The following is a 15,605-nucleotide window of genomic DNA, read 5'->3' as shown; positions in this document are numbered from 1 at the left end:
AAACTCAAATAGAGTAGACAAAAAGGACTGAATGCATCAGTCCTTTTATGTATTATAGATGAGCTTCTACAGCTGCTTTTAATTCTTCTAATGGAATAAAACCGATTTTGCGATCTACGATTTCACCATTTTTGAAGATAGCAAATGTAGGAAGAATTTCAATTTTGAAGAATTGTGCCAATTCAGGTTGTTCGTCAGTGTTTACTTTTGTTAATGTCACTTTGTCGCCTAAGGCAGCTGCCAATTCATCATATACTGGCATCATGCGAACACAGTATCCACACCATGGTGCCCAGAAATCTACAACAGTTACTTTATCATTTGTTGCTACCACTTCTTTAAAATTTGCAGATGTTACATCAATAATTGCGCTCATGTAAGCCTCCTATTAAATTTGAATCAATACACAATCTTGAATCACTTCAAGACCTAATTCATTTGCCTTTTTCACTACTGCCGGTTTATCCGCACCTGGTTGTAGCCAAACGGTCTTAACTCCTAACTCTTTACAACTATCTAGAGCTTCTAACCCAACTTTTTCAGGCACCACAAAGTCGACTACAGTAGGTACTACTGGCAACTCATGCAAGCTTGGATAGCATTGTACGCCATCGATAGACGTAATATTAGGATTCACTGGATACACTGTATATCCTTTATTGACAAGATGTTTGAAAATCTTATATCCGAACTTATCGGTTCTTGTTGTGGCACCTAACACGGCCCACGTTTTTTCTTGGATCGCTGTTTCCATTGGCATACGTATCACCTCATTACTGTACTATCATACCACAACATCGAAATTTGTCAATTTAATTATATCTTGTTCTAATAGTTTCTTTGGAATGGTAATCTCTAATAATTCTGAAAGCCCTATTTTGCCGTTAAGAGGTAAGTCCCCCTTTGTGAGCAATCCTGTTTCTAGTGCGAACCATGCCCACAGCGTTTCTGGTATAGCCCCTTGGTTCTGTAAATCACGTATGGTTATACTTTGTTGCCGTTTAGACAAACGATACCCTTCTGTATCCACAAGCATAGGAACATGACCATATTCTAGTTCAAGAAAACCTAAACTCTGCCCTAAAACAATTTGATGCCCTGTGACAGGTAACAAATCATTGCCACGAATGACCTCAGTGACACCCATTTCATAATCATCGATGACCACTGCCAGATGATAAGCAATCATGCCATCCCACCGCTTTAATACAATATCATCACTACAAGACTGTATTTCATAGTCTACCGCACCTCGATACAGATCCTGAAAAGATCCCTTGGTATCCTCCATATGAAACCGCCAAGATGGAGGCCTTTCACTGATGTTTGGTGTATGTGTTAAACAATATCCATCGTACACATGATGTGCTTCCCCTTGATGTGGGGCACTGCTGATTTCCTGTAAACGAGCTCGATTACAATAACATGGATATAGCCGTTTTTTAGCACGTAAGTCTTGTAAATATCTTTCATATATATCCAAACGTTGAGATTGATACGTAGGTGCCTCGTCCCAAGTAAATCCTAACCAAGATAAATCTTCTAATATATGATCTGCATAGATCTGTTTAGAACGTTGTATATCCACATCTTCGATGCGGACAATATACTCTCCATTTTGGCTTCGTGCAGACCAATAGGACAAAAATGCTACCCATAAATTTCCTACATGCATATGTCCTGTAGGACTAGGTGCAAAACGACCTTTCATAGAAACCTCCTAAGCCTCTTCACTAAGGTCTTCCCACCGCTCATAGAGGGCCTCTAGTTGTGATATTGTATTGGCTAACTCTTGAGATAATCGTTCATATTCTGATATATCTCCCTGTATAGATGGGTCCTGTAGCTGTACCGTATACATTTTAACTGTCGCTTCATACCGTGCAATGTCTGATTCTACTTTTGCCAGTTCTTTTTCAAGCATAAAAGAATTTGTTTTCTTTTTAGGAATTGATATTGGTTCTGAATGACCAATTTCTTGTTCCGTAGTCATAGTCATCTCTAATGTACCTTGAAGTACATCAACATCAGAATCAGCATTTCCTGCTGTATCTTTAGGAGTGTCGCCCTTGACTGCTGTATTACTAGACATATTATTTTGGTTCGTCTGTTCCGCTTCTAATTGTTGTGCAGCTAACACAGATCGTTCCAACATTTTTTCTTTATAATACGAATAATTGCCATGGAACTCTTCGATACCACCATTATCTAAGACCACAATGCGTTTTGCTACTGCATCTAGCAAATACCGGTCATGGGAGATGATTAATAAAGTTCCTTCAAACTGCTGTAATGCTTGCTCCACCGTTTCCCGTGTAGGAATATCTAAATGGTTTGTCGGTTCGTCAAGGATCAAAAAGTTACGACCTTCTAAAAATAGCTGTAATAAGGCTACCCTCGCACGTTCTCCACCTGATAAATCTCCTACCAACTTGAATACATCATCCCCTCTGAATTGAAAGGCTCCTAATACGCTGCGAGCAGACTCTTCTGACATATCGTAAGGAGCCATAATCTCTTGTAAGACAGACCAAGAAGGATGCAACTCTTCATGTTCTTGCGAAAAATAGCCCGTCTGCACTCGATTACCAGTGGTAATCGTTCCATCTAGGGTATTGAGTTCTCCCATAATTGTTTTAACGAAAGTAGATTTTCCAGCTCCATTGGCACCAATTAAACCTACTACGTCTCCTCGACGTAATGTTGTGGTAATATGTGTAGCTACAGGATGTTCTGCATCATATCCAATAGATACATCTTCCACCATCAATACTCGATCTGCACTCATTTCTGGCTTAGGAAAGGTAAAGGTAAACTCTCTATCCTGGTCTGGTGCCTCTAATCGCTCTAGTCTATCTAACTGTGATTGACGACCACGGGCCATTTTAGATTTTATGCCTGCTCTATATTTGTCAATATATTCTTCAGTTTTACGAATGTGCTCCTGTTGCTTTTCGTAAGCACGTTGATACGCCACACGTTGCTGTTCCCGTTGTTTCAAGAACTGACTATAATTACCTTTATAGGTATGTACCTTATGATGAGCCAATTCTACCACTTCTGTAGCCACTTGATCTAAGAAGTATCGATCATGACTGATGATGACAATGCCACCTTTATAGGACTTTAAATACCCTTCCAACCACTCTAACATTGGCATATCTAAATGGTTAGTAGGCTCGTCAAGAAATAGAAAGTCCGGACGACGCACTAAGGCTTTAGCCAAATTAATACGCGTTTTTTGTCCCCCAGAAAATTCACTCGCTTTCTTCTTTAAATCTTCGTCACTAAATCCTAAACCATAAGCAATACGTTGGCTTTGTTTTTCATAATCATACCCACCAAGCCATTCCAATCTCTCTTGTAAGTAAGATAATCGACGCATGTCCTGCTCTGTGGCATCTCGATGTTCTAATTCTGTTGTTAACGCTTGTAATTGGGATTCTAGATGCTGTACATCAGCCCAAGCAGTTTGAATTTCTTCTTCTAAACTAGCATCACCTAAATTCACATCTTGCTGTAAATAGCCAATGGTGATACTACTGTCTTTCACAATGATCCCCGCATCATGTTCTTCTATGCCTAGTATGCATTTCATCAATGTCGATTTACCAGCCCCATTAGGGCCCACTAACGCGAGACGTTCTCCTTGTCGTATGGTAAAGGATACATTGGAAAAGATTTCTCGTATCCCAAAGGATTTTCCTAGTTTTTCTATTCGGATCTGTTCCAAAATACTACTCCTATCCTAATTGTATTTACAATACAAGAGTATCACCATTACCTGCTACCTAGAGTATGGCAACATTTATTTAAATGAATGCCATAGGTAAGTTATAAACTCAGTAATACATCTTGTAAATGATTCGTCAAAGCTTGCTCAAATTTATCTATCGTGGTCGCATCCAAGTCATGTGTAATTCCTGGATAGCCTTGTTGCCTAGTTTCGCCAAAAAATTCATCTCGGAATGTGTTATAAAATAAAACCACTCCCGTTTCCTCATTATCTTTGATATAGGTGCCAATAATATAAGAACCATTAATCATATCTAATGCTGTATGCGGTGTCACATCTAAATGATATCCTTCAATTGTTTGTGGTAATACCTCTTCATAATTCCACTGAGGTATGCCCTTCTTCTTGTATTCATAGACAAACCCTTCTTGAGGCTCCATAAAACGTGTTATGATAGATGCTTTATAGTTGGCTTTTAAATTCTCCATAAATGGCGTTAACGACTCTCGTATGAAAGCAATATCTACAAACTCTACTAAAGGTACTGAAATACGCACCATATAATCCCCTACTTCTGTATCATAGAGGACGGACCACCGCCAATTTTTTTCATTTGTATAGTAAAAGAGACTATATATAGTGGACGATATGGCTTGTTGTTCCACTACTAAGTGAAAGTCTCCAATGATAGGTTCTAACCAAGCTAAATCGAGATCTTCACATTCTTTTATAATTGCATCCATGGATTTGTTCCTTATCGTAATTGACTATACAATGACTGATACTGTGCTTCATGAGCCATCACCCGTTTCACGTAATCTTTTGTTTCTGGAAATGGAATTTTATCTATATCGTCAAAATTATCATCCCAACCATAAGTTTGCATCCATTCCTCCACGTGACCACGCCCTGCATTATAGGCTGCTAAGGCTAAGATTTCATTGCCTTTGAACTCATCTAATAAATGCGCTAAATACCAAGTCCCTAATTGTATATTCGTGTGTGGCTCCTTAATATCTTGGTCAGATAGGCTCGGTTGATTCAATTGTTCTCCAATCCAGTGCGCAGTTTCTGGCATTAACTGCATCAATCCTAAAGCGCCTGGTAAAGATTTTGCATTTGTATCAAATTTACTTTCCGTGTAGATCACAGCCGCCACCATAGATGGTCTTACATGATAGGTGGATGCATTTTTCATTACCGTACTTTCATATGCTAACGGATACGCATATTGTCTGGCTAAATAGGGTTGTCCGTATTGTACATAATAGACCGTTAGGACAACGATTAACCAAGCAAATGCTGTGGATACCCTCATACTTCCTCCTTCTGAAAGTGAATTTTCGCTGTTTTCCACAATTTACGTAATTGTTTTTCTAATTGTTGCATAGTTCCAGAATTATCTATCACAACAGCACTTAATTTTCGCTTTTCATCTAAACTCATTTGACTATGAATACGATCAAGTGCCTCTTGTTCAGAATAAGAATTTCGTTTCATCAAACGTTCTAGCTGTGTCACAGGGTTGACATAGACAAGCCAAATCTCATCCATCTGCTTATGCCAATCTGTTTCAAACAACAATGGTATATCATAGATGATAGCCCGTTTTCCCTTAGCTTCCCATTCTTCTGTCAATTCCTGTATACGCCGTCTAATATGAGGTTGCAATATAGAATTAATAGTCTCTAAGGCTTTAGAATCAGAAAATACAAGACTACCAATATACGCACGATGTAACGTGCCATCTTCTAGCACTGTATTAGGTCCAAAAGCCTGTACCAATTCCTGTAATCCTGGTGTTCCTGGCTCAACAACTTCTCTAGCCACTACATCTGCATCAATATAGGGAACACCTTTTTTTTGTAACCATCGTAACACTGTACTTTTACCAGAGGCAATGCCTCCTGTGAGTCCGATTTTGTACATATTTTCACCCCACATTTGATTCTATTCATATAAACTATTATTATACACAATCATATTGGATAGAAATTCTATGAACCTACTATTTTACATCTGCCCAGTTATTTGCACTGTGCACATCTACCTGCAATGGCACTCGTAATGTCACTACTTGTTCCATACAATTGCGCAACAATGTTTCTACTTGTTCTTGTTCTGATTCTATCACTTCTAGCACTAGTTCATCATGTACCTGTAACAGAATACGAGATTGTAAGCCTAGCTCTTCTAGCGCTTCTTCTACATGATTCATAGCTAATTTAATGATATCTGCAGCCGTCCCTTGAATTGGAGTATTCATAGCTGTACGCTCCGCAAAGGATCGACGATTAAAGTTACGACTATTAATATCAGGTAATGGACGAACACGACCAAACATAGTTCGTACGGAACCTGCTTCATGTGCTTCTTGCACCATACGATCCATGTACCCTTTAATTTGTGGATATCGACTGAAATATAGCTCAATATATTCTTTTGCTTCTGCTCTCGTAATACCCAGGTCACGAGACAAGCCAAAGTCACTAATACCATAAATAATACCGAAGTTGATAGCCTTTGCATGAGACCGTTCTAGTGGTGTTACTTCTTCTAGGGATTTACCCAACACTTCTGCTGCTGTAAAACGATGAATATCTTCACCATTTTGGAACGCTTGAATCAACGCTGGATCCTCAGACAAATGCGCTAAAATGCGCAATTCAATTTGAGAATAATCGGCGCTGACGAACATATCATATCCATCATGAGGTTTAAATAAAGCTCGAATTTCTCGGCCTTTTTCACTGCGTACAGGAATATTTTGCAAATTCGGATCGGAACTACTTAAACGACCAGTAGCTGTTACCATTTGATTAAAAGAAGTATGAATCCGGTTAGTATGAGGATTCACAAGTCCTTCAAACCCTTCTAAGTAGGTAGATACCAATTTTACCACTGACCGATAGGCCAGAATTTGTTCTACAATTTCATGGTCATTTCTAAGCATATCTAGGACTTCCGCATCCGTAGAATAACCTGTTTTTGTTTTCTTAATCACTGGCAATTGTAATTTTTCAAACAAGATAACACCCAATTGTTTTGGCGAATTAATGTTGAAAGTTTCTCCAGCCATTGTAAATATCTTTTCTTGTAGTTCACTAACTTCTACTTTGAAGCGTTCCAATGTAGTGTGTAATTGGTCTACATCCATGTAAATACCATTTTTTTCTAATACACAGAGTGTACGTAATAATGGCAATTCAATAGTTTTATATAAGTCCCATACACCAGCCGTCTTCATCTCTTCCGTAGCGATGTCATTCATTCGATATAAACTTTGCGCTTGTAGAGCCCATTCCATTTCATTTTCTGTAGCTGGAATAGATGGTTGACTGAAACGCTCACATAAATAGGTCATACCATAATTTGCTCGTGTAGGATCTAATAAGTAAGCCATTAATGTAACGTCTTTAATATGAACAGTATCTTCTTTCATAATAGAAATATTACCAGTTGTTTCAGTCCCTAACACTTCAAATAACAATTTTGCATTATCTGTAACAACTTCCTTAGCCTCTTCAAAGACTGTTTCCACATGTGCTACATCTACAAATCCATTCACAACTAATTGAGTATCCCCATTATATAGATATAAAGCTTCTATGGTTCTGAATGGATGTGTTCCAGCCTCTTTTAGAATGACACTGATGATTTTATCTTCATAAAATTCTCGTGGCACTTCTGTGACATGAGTTAATTCAATTTCTTTTGCTGGTGGAGCTAAAAATTGATCGAATAAAGTTCCTTCTTCTGCCACTCCCATCGCTTTTAGTAATCTTGGTGTTACTGCGTGAAAGCCTAATTTTTCAAATAATGGAGTCACTTCACTACGATGTACTACAGGAACAAATTGCTCTAGTTCATAAGGCATATCCATATCTGTTTTGATGGTAGCTAGTTGATGAGAAATGAACGCTAAGTCTTTATTGTCTACTAATCGTTCTTTCAGTTTTCCCTTTTGTTCCTCAATGTGCTCATACACGCCCTCTAACGTACCATATTGTGTCAATAGTTTAAGGGCAGTTTTTTCACCAACACCAGGCACTCCTGGGATATTATCTGAAGAGTCGCCCATGAGAGACTTCATTTCGATGACCATTTGCGGACCATATCCATAGAGTTCTTCCATATTCTCCATAGTTACATGAAGCATGTCAGTGATGCCCTTTTTCGTTAAGAACACACTAGTATACTCATCTACCAATTGCAAATTATCTCTATCTCCAGTAATAATGTGGACTTGTAAGTCAGTAGACCCCCATTTTTTACTTAAAGAACCAATGATATCGTCGCCTTCAAAGCCTTCTTCTTCAATCACAATAATCCCCAAAGATTCTAATACTTCACGAATCAAGCTAAATTGTGGGCGCAATTCATCTGGTGCACTTTGACGAGTTCCTTTATAGTCTTCGTAAATATCCATACGGAACGTCTGCTTTCCTTTATCAAATGCTACTGCAATATAGTCAGGATTGATTTCTTCATAGAGCTTTGTTAACATAGTTAAAAAACCATATACTGCATTTGTAGGAACCCCTAATGCATTTTGTAGTGGTGGTAGTGCAAAGAATGCACGATATAATAAGCTACTGCCATCTATAACCATTAATTTTTTCATAGTTTACTCTCCTATTGACTGATCTACGTATCCTTAATTATACCATATTTCCTACTCTTATGAGTGATGAAAATAGAGGGTATTCCTGTGTAAACCCTTGCTGTATAAGCCAATATTCCTTAGGATATATATAAAAATAGTTGCAAAACTGTACGCCCTATGATATACTACTTTAGTAATAATACAGTAAATCACAAGGAGGTGACTCAATTGCCAAATATTAAATCCAGTATTAGAAGCGTAAAAACGGATGCTGAACGTCGTGCGAAAAACTCTGCTGTAAAATCTCAAATTCGTACAGCTACTCGTAAGACTGTAGAAGCTGCTCAAGCAGGCGCTGTAGAAGAAGCTAAAAAAGCACTAGTTCATGCTACAAGCGTAATTGATAAAGCAGCCTCCAAAGGCGTTCTTCATAAAAATACTGCAGCTCGCAAAAAATCCAACTTAGCAGCTAAAGTAAATGCTCTATAATGAACTCTAAAAGAGGGTTAACAAGGAGAAATATTATTTCTCTTAGTTAACCCTCTTTTTTATATGTCAGCTCTTATATTTTGGATTCTCCATAGATACTATGGCTCTATAATAAATATTAGCGACTACCCTTATATGACTAGCCCTCATATTTGACAAATAGCTGACACCATTATACAAATATCTACTTCTTTTAGTATTCCCATATAAGGGATATCCTGAATACCATAACAAAAGGAGCTACTCTCATAGCTCCCCTCGTCTCATACGTTCTAATTTTTCAGCCACATCTCCATCAATATGCGCGCCCAATTCATTACGTTGTAATGTCATAGCATCTCGTCTATGATGTCCTGTATAGCGTTTACGCTCTTCCTGTTTTGCCAACTCAATTTGATGGCGCAATTCACGAGCAGATATACGAAGACCGCCAAACCCTAAAATTTGATTTTGCTCTTCTCCATCACTTGTGACAACATAAATCGTCTTATATTGACCTTTCTTGCTAAAGACTTCTCGTTCAATATAAGCATCTGCTGTTTCATGGGTTCCTGTGAATACTTCAATAAAGTCAGATGATATACGTTGTTCATCCGCTGTAAAGGGGGCATGCTTACCATCAAACACTAAAATAATCTTATATCCCTTATAACTACCATAATTGAGTAAACGATGACGTAGTTCTAATCTAGCATGTTCTAAAGACTCCTTGCTAAGAGACTTTAAATCAGCCCAGTCAAAAATAACATTATATCCATCTACAATTAAAATATCTTTTTTCATAGTATACCTACTATCGTTGACGTCTCGCTTCGTATAAAAGAATCGCCGCTGCTACCGATGCATTTAATGAGTTAATCGTTCCAAACATCGGAATCGTTACCAATACATCACATAACTCCTTTGTTAAACGGCTTAAGCCTTTCCCTTCATTCCCTATGACCAATACAATGGGTCCTGTCATATTCACATCGTACATTACAGTCCCATCCATATGGGCACCCATCACCCAGAATCCTTGGCTTTTTAATTGCTCAATAGTCTGCGCTACATTACCAATTTGCACCAGTGGAATCGATTCCACAGCTCCTGCAGACGTTTTACTTACCGTCGCGTTAATTGGCGCATTATGACGTTTTGGAATGAGCACCGCCGTAGCTCCCACACACTCCGCCGTACGAATGATGGCTCCCATATTATGAGGGTCTTCCACACCATCCGTTAAAATTAACAATGGATGTTCTTCCGTACATTGCAGCAATACATCTTGCATTTCTTGAAACTTTACAGCATTTACTAATGCAACCACACCTTGATTAGGCACATCACTAGGATATTTTTGTAACTCCCGTTCCTTAACACGACGAATTTCTACACCCTTAGACTTTGCCAAACCCAATATCTCTGAAAGAGAGCCCCCTTGCTTACCTTCCGCCACTAAAATACGATGAATCCCACGATCTGATTTTAGTGCCTCACGCACAGCATTACGACCCACAATAAACGTATCCATGAAAACCTCAAACTTTCCTAAAAGCAAACCTAACAATACGTAGTAACATCTTACTAAACATATTGCGGTATATATTCTAACCATATCAATACTACAAGCATTAATATTACAAAATATCTTCTTATATTATTAAGATTAAAATCAAGACCAAAGCCTAGAAATAACTAAGCTACCACTTCATTATACCATTAAAAGAGGACAACCCCAAAATAAGAGCACGATGCCCCCGAACAAACATGATTAAATACTGTTTGAAGGGGTATGCCGTGGTCTTCCCTTTCCACCTGAGTACCATCCGCTAAAACGTTGTCACCCTATATAGGTATAGAGAAATATGTCATAGGCTTCAATAAAGATATATTTATATCTGCTATAAGAAGTATGTGGCTTTTTGATGATTAGCCAAAAAGCTAGAAGAACGCCACATGTTCCGGAGCAAACCTACCGTAGGATCAGTTTGCGGAGGAATGTGTGGCGGTCTTCCCTCTCCTATGAGCACCATCCGCTGTAACGTTGTCACTCGCACTAGCACATACCGAAAAAGTGCGACATATTCTAGGGATGCCACGTTCAATTTTCTCTAATTTAGAAAATACAAGAAGAGCACGGTATGCCCCCGAACAAACATTATGAAATACCGTTTGAGAGGGGGTATGCCGTGCTCTTCCTTAATTCTAAATGCCGGTTATGAACGTGACAAAGCAAACCTGAATATATCGTGATTTTTTCTTTACATACGTGACAACGTTTCAGAAAAAGCGAATTGCATGAGAGTTTGCAACCTCTTTTCATCCCCTTTTCGATAGGTATACCCCAATAACGCCTCAAAGGCTGTACTCATACGGTATTCCTGCACACTAGCGCTTTTAGGTACATGCACATTACTATTGCGAGCACGTTTTGCTACAAGCAATTCTTCTTCTGTTAATGAAGGCTCTAATGCTAACAACACCTTAGCTTGTGCTTTTGCATTAATAAATGATGTCACCACATCATGAAGTATTTGTGTTTTTGTAATGCCCGTTTCTACTACACGATTTCTGATAAATAAAGTGTACACACCGTCGCCAATGTAAGCAAGCATAAGAGAGTCCTCTAAAGGACCCTCTCCATTTGCTTCTACTTTCACTGAAGATTTTAATTTATCAATCGCCATAGATCGTAGCTGTTTGTATCGATTAAAGTTCACGTTTTTTCCACCGTGCCCCTTGTGGGGAGTCTTCGATGACAATGCCAATATTTGCCAATTCATCACGAATGGAGTCTGCAATGCCCCATTGTTTTTGCTCACGCGCACATTGGCGAATATTTAAGATGACCTCCATCAATTGATTATATTCTTCTGTGCTACTTTCTTGACCTTTCCAGCCATCTTCTAGTAAGCCTAAGATATCTAACATCAATTTAAAGATTTCTTTCACTTCTCCAATTGTACTATGGCATACAGTGCCATCACAACTTTGAACAGATTGGTAGTAAATGTTAATTTCTTTCGCCAATCCGTAGATAGGAGCTGTAGCAAGGGCGGTATTGAAATCATCGCTCATAGCGGCTTCAAATTCTTCCAAATAGTTGCGAGCATTCGTCAACAATTCAGAAGCTTCTGTTTCACAACTACCTGCTGGGCGACTTTCCAAGTACAACAAATTGTTGATGACAGTTTGGAAACGCTCAATTGCTTTTGTTGCTTCGTCCAAACGTTCATCACTAAAGTCCAATGGACTACGATAATGTGTGCTCAGCAAGAAGAAACGCAATGCATCCGCACTATATTGTTCTAGGATATCTTTCACCAAGAAGAAGTTGTTCAAGGATTTACTCATTTTTTCTTGGTTGATCGTAATAAATCCATTGTGTACCCAATAACGCACCGCTGGATGATGTTCAGAGCACCCTTCGGATTGAGCAATTTCATTTTCATGGTGAGGGAAAATTAAATCAGATCCACCACCGTGGAAGTCAAACTCTTCGCCCAAATATTTTTGACTCATAGCAGAACATTCAATGTGCCAACCTGGACGACCCTGTCCCCAAGGGCTCTCCCAGAATGGTTCCCCTGGTTTTGCCGCTTTCCACAAAGCAAAGTCCATAGGATTTTCTTTACGGTCATCGACATCCACACGAGCACCGGCTTCCATATCGTCCAAGGTACGACCAGATAGTTTGCCATAATGTTCAAATTTTTCTACACGATAGTATACATCGCCATCCACAGCATAGGCATAGCCATTATCAATTAATGTACTAATCATAGCAATGATTTCATCCATATGTGTAGATACACGAGGATACACATCAGCACGTCGTACATGCAATGCATCCATCACATCATAGTAGGCATCAATATAGCGATCGGAAATCACATTCCATGCCACACCTTCACCATTGGATGTATTGATGATTTTGTCATCTACATCTGTGAAGTTTTGGATATATGTCACTTTGTATCCCACATGACTCAAATAACGACGTATGGTATCCCAAGTTACGAAAGGACGTGCATTACCAATATGAGGATGATTATATGGTGTTACACCGCATACGTAGATGCTAACTTCCCCTTCTTTCACAGGTCGGAACACTGATTTTTCTCGGGTCATCGTATTGAAAACTGTCAGTTCTCTCATTAGAAATAGCCTCCTTGTATGCACTTAGCCTAAACGGCGAAGTACCTTTTCTTTGCCAAATAAGGTAATAATATAATTCAAATCTGGGCCATGCATTTGACCTGTCGTAGCGATACGAATCGGCATAAATACAAACTTGCCTTTCAATCCAGTTTCTTTCATAATCGCTTTGATAGCTGCTTTTACAGCCTCTGGAGTAATTTCATTCATGGCTTCAATTTTATCTTTGAAAGCCCCAATAACAGTTGGATAAGACTCTTCTGCTTTCACAGCTGCAATATCCTCAGCATGTTCTGCATCTTCTAGGATATCATCTTGGAAGAACATACCTACTTCATCTACAATTTGAGCGCCATAGCTAATATGATCTTTCACACAAGTGCAAAGCATCGTCAACCATGCTTGTTCCTCTGCAGATGGATTTTCACTAGCGTAGCCAGCTTTCACCAAATGAGGCAAGCATAATTCATACAATGCTTCTGGTGTCAATTGTTTCATATAGTTAAAGTTGATGTAATTCAATTTATCGATATCGAAGACTGCAGGATTTTTTGCCACTCGATCCATAGAGAATTGTTTTGTTAACTCATCCATAGTGAATAGCTCTTTTTCTCCTTCAGGAGCCCAGCCCAATAGAGCCAAGAAGTTCACAATCGCTTCTGGCAAATAACCTAATTCACGGTATTGTTCTACAGAGGTAGCACCATGACGTTTACTCATTTTTTTGCCATCTTTGCCCATGATTAAGGAAATATGACCAAATGTTGGCACATCCCAACCTAAGGCTTTGTAGATTACGATTTGGCGTGGTGTGTTCGATAAATGTTCTTCTGCACGGATAACATGAGAAATTCCCATTGTGTGATCGTCCACTACTACAGCATAGTTATAGACAGGAATTCCATCGGATTTTACGATAACGAAATCGCCAATTCCATTAGATTCAAAGGATACATGACCACGAACCATGTCATCAAACGCTACTGTTTCATGCAAAGGAACACGCAAACGAATAGTCGGTTTGCGACCTTCAGCTTTGTACGCAGCCTTTTGTTCTTCCGTTAAATGATGACAATGACCATTATATTTAGGTGTTTCACCACGGCCTAATTGCTCTTCACGAACAGCATCTAATTCTTCTTGGGAACAATAACATTCGTAAGCATGACCAGATTCTAACAATTGTTGTGTTACTTTTTCGTAAATATCTAAACGTTCTGTTTGACGATATGGGCCATGTTCGCCCCCTACGTCAACACCTTCATCCCAATCCATACCAAGCCATTTAAGAGCAGCTTTGATATTTTCTTCACTTTCACGTGTGGAACGTGCTTGGTCTGTATCCTCTACGCGCAATAAGAATGTACCTTGCTCTTTACGAGCTAATAAATAGTTAAATAATGCGGAGCGAGCTCCACCAATATGAAATGGACCGGTTGGACTCGGTGCAAAACGAACTTTCATGAGTTATAACTCCTCTCTTTCATACATTGAAACAACAGCTTGTGCGGCTATACCTTCTGTTCTTCCCAAGGCACCTAACCCTTCATTTGTCGTTGCTTTAATACTAATTCTACTAAGTGGAATACCTAAATCCTCACTTAGATTTTTTTTCATCTCTTCAATATGAGGCTTCAATTTAGGAGCTTCTGCAATGACCATGATATCTGCATTGTAGATTCCAAAATTTGAGTCCTTTAATAATTGTACCACTTTTTCTAATAATAGCCTACTAGAAATCCCTTTGAAAGCATCATCTTCTGGTGGAAAATAATACCCAATGTCTCGCATTCCTGCTGCCCCCAACATGGCATCCATAAGGGCATGAATCAACACATCCGCATCAGAATGCCCATCAGGACCAATAGGGCTATCGATAGAGACACCACCTAATACACAAGGTCGCCCCTCTTTAAAACGGTGAACATCATAACCATAACCAATTCGCATCATCGGTTCCACTCCTAAATATTTCTTAGCAATCGCTACATCTTCAGGGACTGTTAATTTAATATTTTTTCTATCCCCTTCCACAATGTGCACTGGCTTTCCTTGAAACTCTACTAAGGATACATCATCAGTTCCTTTGTATCTGTGTTCTTCCGCATATACATAGGCATCTAATAAAACCGCTGTTTGAAACCCTTGTGGTGTTTGCATTCCATATAGTTCAGAACGTAGTAAGGTTTCTTCTACATATCCCTCTGCATTCACTCGTTTTATCGTATCAACCACAGGAATGGCTGGCACCGCTGCTCCATATGCTTTAGCCCCCTCAACCACTCGACGAGCTAACTCTTGATTCGCCAATGGTCTTGCTCCATCATGAACCAGAATGATATCTGCTCCACTCGCCACCTGTGAAAGTCCTGCTGCTACAGAATCTTGTCGTTCTGCTCCACCAATAACATATTGTATCACCCACGGTACCTGCATGGCTTCTACTTGTTCTTGAATAGACAATTGATCGCCTTCCGATACAACCACTATGACTTCTTCTAAGCCTTCCCATTGCTTCATATGATGTAAATTCCATTGTAACACTGTATACTGTCCCAATGGCATACATACTTTATTCTCTGTATAGCCCATTCGGCGTCCTGCACCTGCAGCTAATAAGATACAACTGATCAT

The 15,605-nt window shown here is 39.1% G+C and carries 15 protein-coding genes; 1 reads left to right on the top strand and 14 read right to left on the bottom strand.

Annotation, left to right across the window (positions count from 1 at the left end):
• Positions 1–52 precede the first annotated feature (52 nt).
• From trxA to polA, 8 genes are all read right to left on the bottom strand, one after another.
• The gene (gene trxA / locus EO127_RS00615; RefSeq protein ID WP_009354160.1) at positions 53–376 is read right to left on the bottom strand and encodes a thioredoxin; all 324 of its coding nucleotides are present in this window, start codon (positions 374–376) and stop codon (positions 53–55) included.
• Positions 377–388: 12 nt separating this feature from the next.
• Complete coding sequence (locus EO127_RS00610; protein ID WP_127447582.1) at positions 389–760, bottom strand: CoA-binding protein; 372 nt, start codon at positions 758–760, stop codon at positions 389–391.
• 24 nt (positions 761–784) lie between these two features.
• Positions 785–1,711, bottom strand: coding sequence for a tRNA glutamyl-Q(34) synthetase GluQRS (gene gluQRS, locus EO127_RS00605; RefSeq protein WP_127447581.1), 927 nt, complete (start codon positions 1,709–1,711; stop codon positions 785–787).
• 9 nt (positions 1,712–1,720) lie between these two features.
• The gene (locus tag EO127_RS00600; protein ID WP_127447580.1) at positions 1,721–3,733 is read right to left on the bottom strand and encodes an ABC-F family ATP-binding cassette domain-containing protein; all 2,013 of its coding nucleotides are present in this window, start codon (positions 3,731–3,733) and stop codon (positions 1,721–1,723) included.
• Positions 3,734–3,834: 101 nt separating this feature from the next.
• Positions 3,835–4,479 (bottom strand): hypothetical protein, encoded by a 645-nt coding sequence (locus EO127_RS00595; protein WP_127447579.1) that lies wholly within the window; start codon positions 4,477–4,479, stop codon positions 3,835–3,837.
• 11 nt (positions 4,480–4,490) lie between these two features.
• The gene (locus tag EO127_RS00590) at positions 4,491–5,054 is read right to left on the bottom strand and encodes a lytic transglycosylase domain-containing protein (RefSeq protein WP_127447578.1); all 564 of its coding nucleotides are present in this window, start codon (positions 5,052–5,054) and stop codon (positions 4,491–4,493) included.
• Positions 5,051–5,665 (bottom strand): dephospho-CoA kinase, encoded by a 615-nt coding sequence (gene coaE / locus EO127_RS00585; protein WP_127447577.1) that lies wholly within the window; start codon positions 5,663–5,665, stop codon positions 5,051–5,053. The genes EO127_RS00590 and coaE overlap by 4 nt, the downstream gene beginning before the upstream one ends.
• A gap of 79 nt (positions 5,666–5,744) precedes the next feature.
• Positions 5,745–8,360 (bottom strand): DNA polymerase I, encoded by a 2,616-nt coding sequence (gene polA / locus EO127_RS00580; RefSeq protein ID WP_127447576.1) that lies wholly within the window; start codon positions 8,358–8,360, stop codon positions 5,745–5,747.
• A gap of 210 nt (positions 8,361–8,570) precedes the next feature.
• Here polA and rpsT point away from each other — a divergent pair, with 210 nt between their 5' ends.
• Positions 8,571–8,831, top strand: coding sequence for a 30S ribosomal protein S20 (rpsT, locus tag EO127_RS00575; protein ID WP_009354152.1), 261 nt, complete (start codon positions 8,571–8,573; stop codon positions 8,829–8,831).
• 246 nt (positions 8,832–9,077) lie between these two features.
• On the opposite strand, the gene EO127_RS00570 is transcribed toward rpsT, so the two are convergent.
• The 6 genes from EO127_RS00570 to ispD form a co-directional block, all read right to left on the bottom strand.
• Positions 9,078–9,614: an NYN domain-containing protein gene (locus tag EO127_RS00570; RefSeq protein ID WP_127068475.1), complete on the bottom strand. Its 537-nt coding sequence runs from the start codon at positions 9,612–9,614 to the stop codon at positions 9,078–9,080.
• A gap of 10 nt (positions 9,615–9,624) precedes the next feature.
• On the bottom strand, positions 9,625–10,344 hold the full coding sequence (rlmB, locus tag EO127_RS00565) for a 23S rRNA (guanosine(2251)-2'-O)-methyltransferase RlmB (protein ID WP_127447575.1): 720 nt from the start codon (positions 10,342–10,344) through the stop codon (positions 9,625–9,627).
• Positions 10,345–11,074: 730 nt separating this feature from the next.
• Entirely contained in the window at positions 11,075–11,533 is a 459-nt protein-coding gene (locus EO127_RS00560) for a Mini-ribonuclease 3 (protein ID WP_164742242.1), read from the bottom strand.
• A complete protein-coding gene (gene cysS / locus EO127_RS00555; protein ID WP_127447573.1) occupies positions 11,523–12,971 on the bottom strand; it encodes a cysteine--tRNA ligase in 1,449 nt (482 codons plus the stop codon). Before cysS ends, EO127_RS00560 begins: the two co-directional genes overlap by 11 nt.
• Before the next feature lie 24 nt (positions 12,972–12,995).
• Complete coding sequence (gene gltX, locus EO127_RS00550; RefSeq protein WP_127447572.1) at positions 12,996–14,435, bottom strand: glutamate--tRNA ligase; 1,440 nt, start codon at positions 14,433–14,435, stop codon at positions 12,996–12,998.
• Positions 14,436–14,438: 3 nt separating this feature from the next.
• Positions 14,439–15,605 carry a 2-C-methyl-D-erythritol 4-phosphate cytidylyltransferase gene (gene ispD / locus EO127_RS00545; protein ID WP_127068471.1) on the bottom strand — a complete coding sequence of 389 codons (1,167 nt, stop codon included), beginning with the start codon at positions 15,603–15,605 and terminating at the stop codon, positions 14,439–14,441.

The organism is Veillonella sp. 3310 (genome assembly GCF_003999875.1).
Lineage (GTDB): Bacteria > Bacillota > Negativicutes > Veillonellales > Veillonellaceae > F0422.
The sequence above is the reverse complement of the archived record's forward strand: the minus strand, read 5'-3'. Positions and strand labels throughout refer to the sequence as shown.

Coding starts and splice junctions, on each gene's coding strand:
- ispD (WP_127068471.1), bottom strand. CDS start 15,605: ATGATCAGTTGTATCTTATTAGCTGCAGGTGCAGGACGCCGAATGGGC.
- gluQRS (WP_127447581.1), bottom strand. CDS start 1,711: ATGAAAGGTCGTTTTGCACCTAGTCCTACAGGACATATGCATGTAGGA.
- EO127_RS00610 (WP_127447582.1), bottom strand. CDS start 760: ATGCCAATGGAAACAGCGATCCAAGAAAAAACGTGGGCCGTGTTAGGT.
- rlmB (WP_127447575.1), bottom strand. CDS start 10,344: ATGGATACGTTTATTGTGGGTCGTAATGCTGTGCGTGAGGCACTAAAA.
- EO127_RS00595 (WP_127447579.1), bottom strand. CDS start 4,479: ATGGATGCAATTATAAAAGAATGTGAAGATCTCGATTTAGCTTGGTTA.
- cysS (WP_127447573.1), bottom strand. CDS start 12,971: ATGAGAGAACTGACAGTTTTCAATACGATGACCCGAGAAAAATCAGTG.
- EO127_RS00590 (WP_127447578.1), bottom strand. CDS start 5,054: ATGAGGGTATCCACAGCATTTGCTTGGTTAATCGTTGTCCTAACGGTC.
- coaE (WP_127447577.1), bottom strand. CDS start 5,665: ATGTACAAAATCGGACTCACAGGAGGCATTGCCTCTGGTAAAAGTACA.
- trxA (WP_009354160.1), bottom strand. CDS start 376: ATGAGCGCAATTATTGATGTAACATCTGCAAATTTTAAAGAAGTGGTA.
- polA (WP_127447576.1), bottom strand. CDS start 8,360: ATGAAAAAATTAATGGTTATAGATGGCAGTAGCTTATTATATCGTGCA.
- EO127_RS00570 (WP_127068475.1), bottom strand. CDS start 9,614: ATGAAAAAAGATATTTTAATTGTAGATGGATATAATGTTATTTTTGAC.
- gltX (WP_127447572.1), bottom strand. CDS start 14,435: ATGAAAGTTCGTTTTGCACCGAGTCCAACCGGTCCATTTCATATTGGT.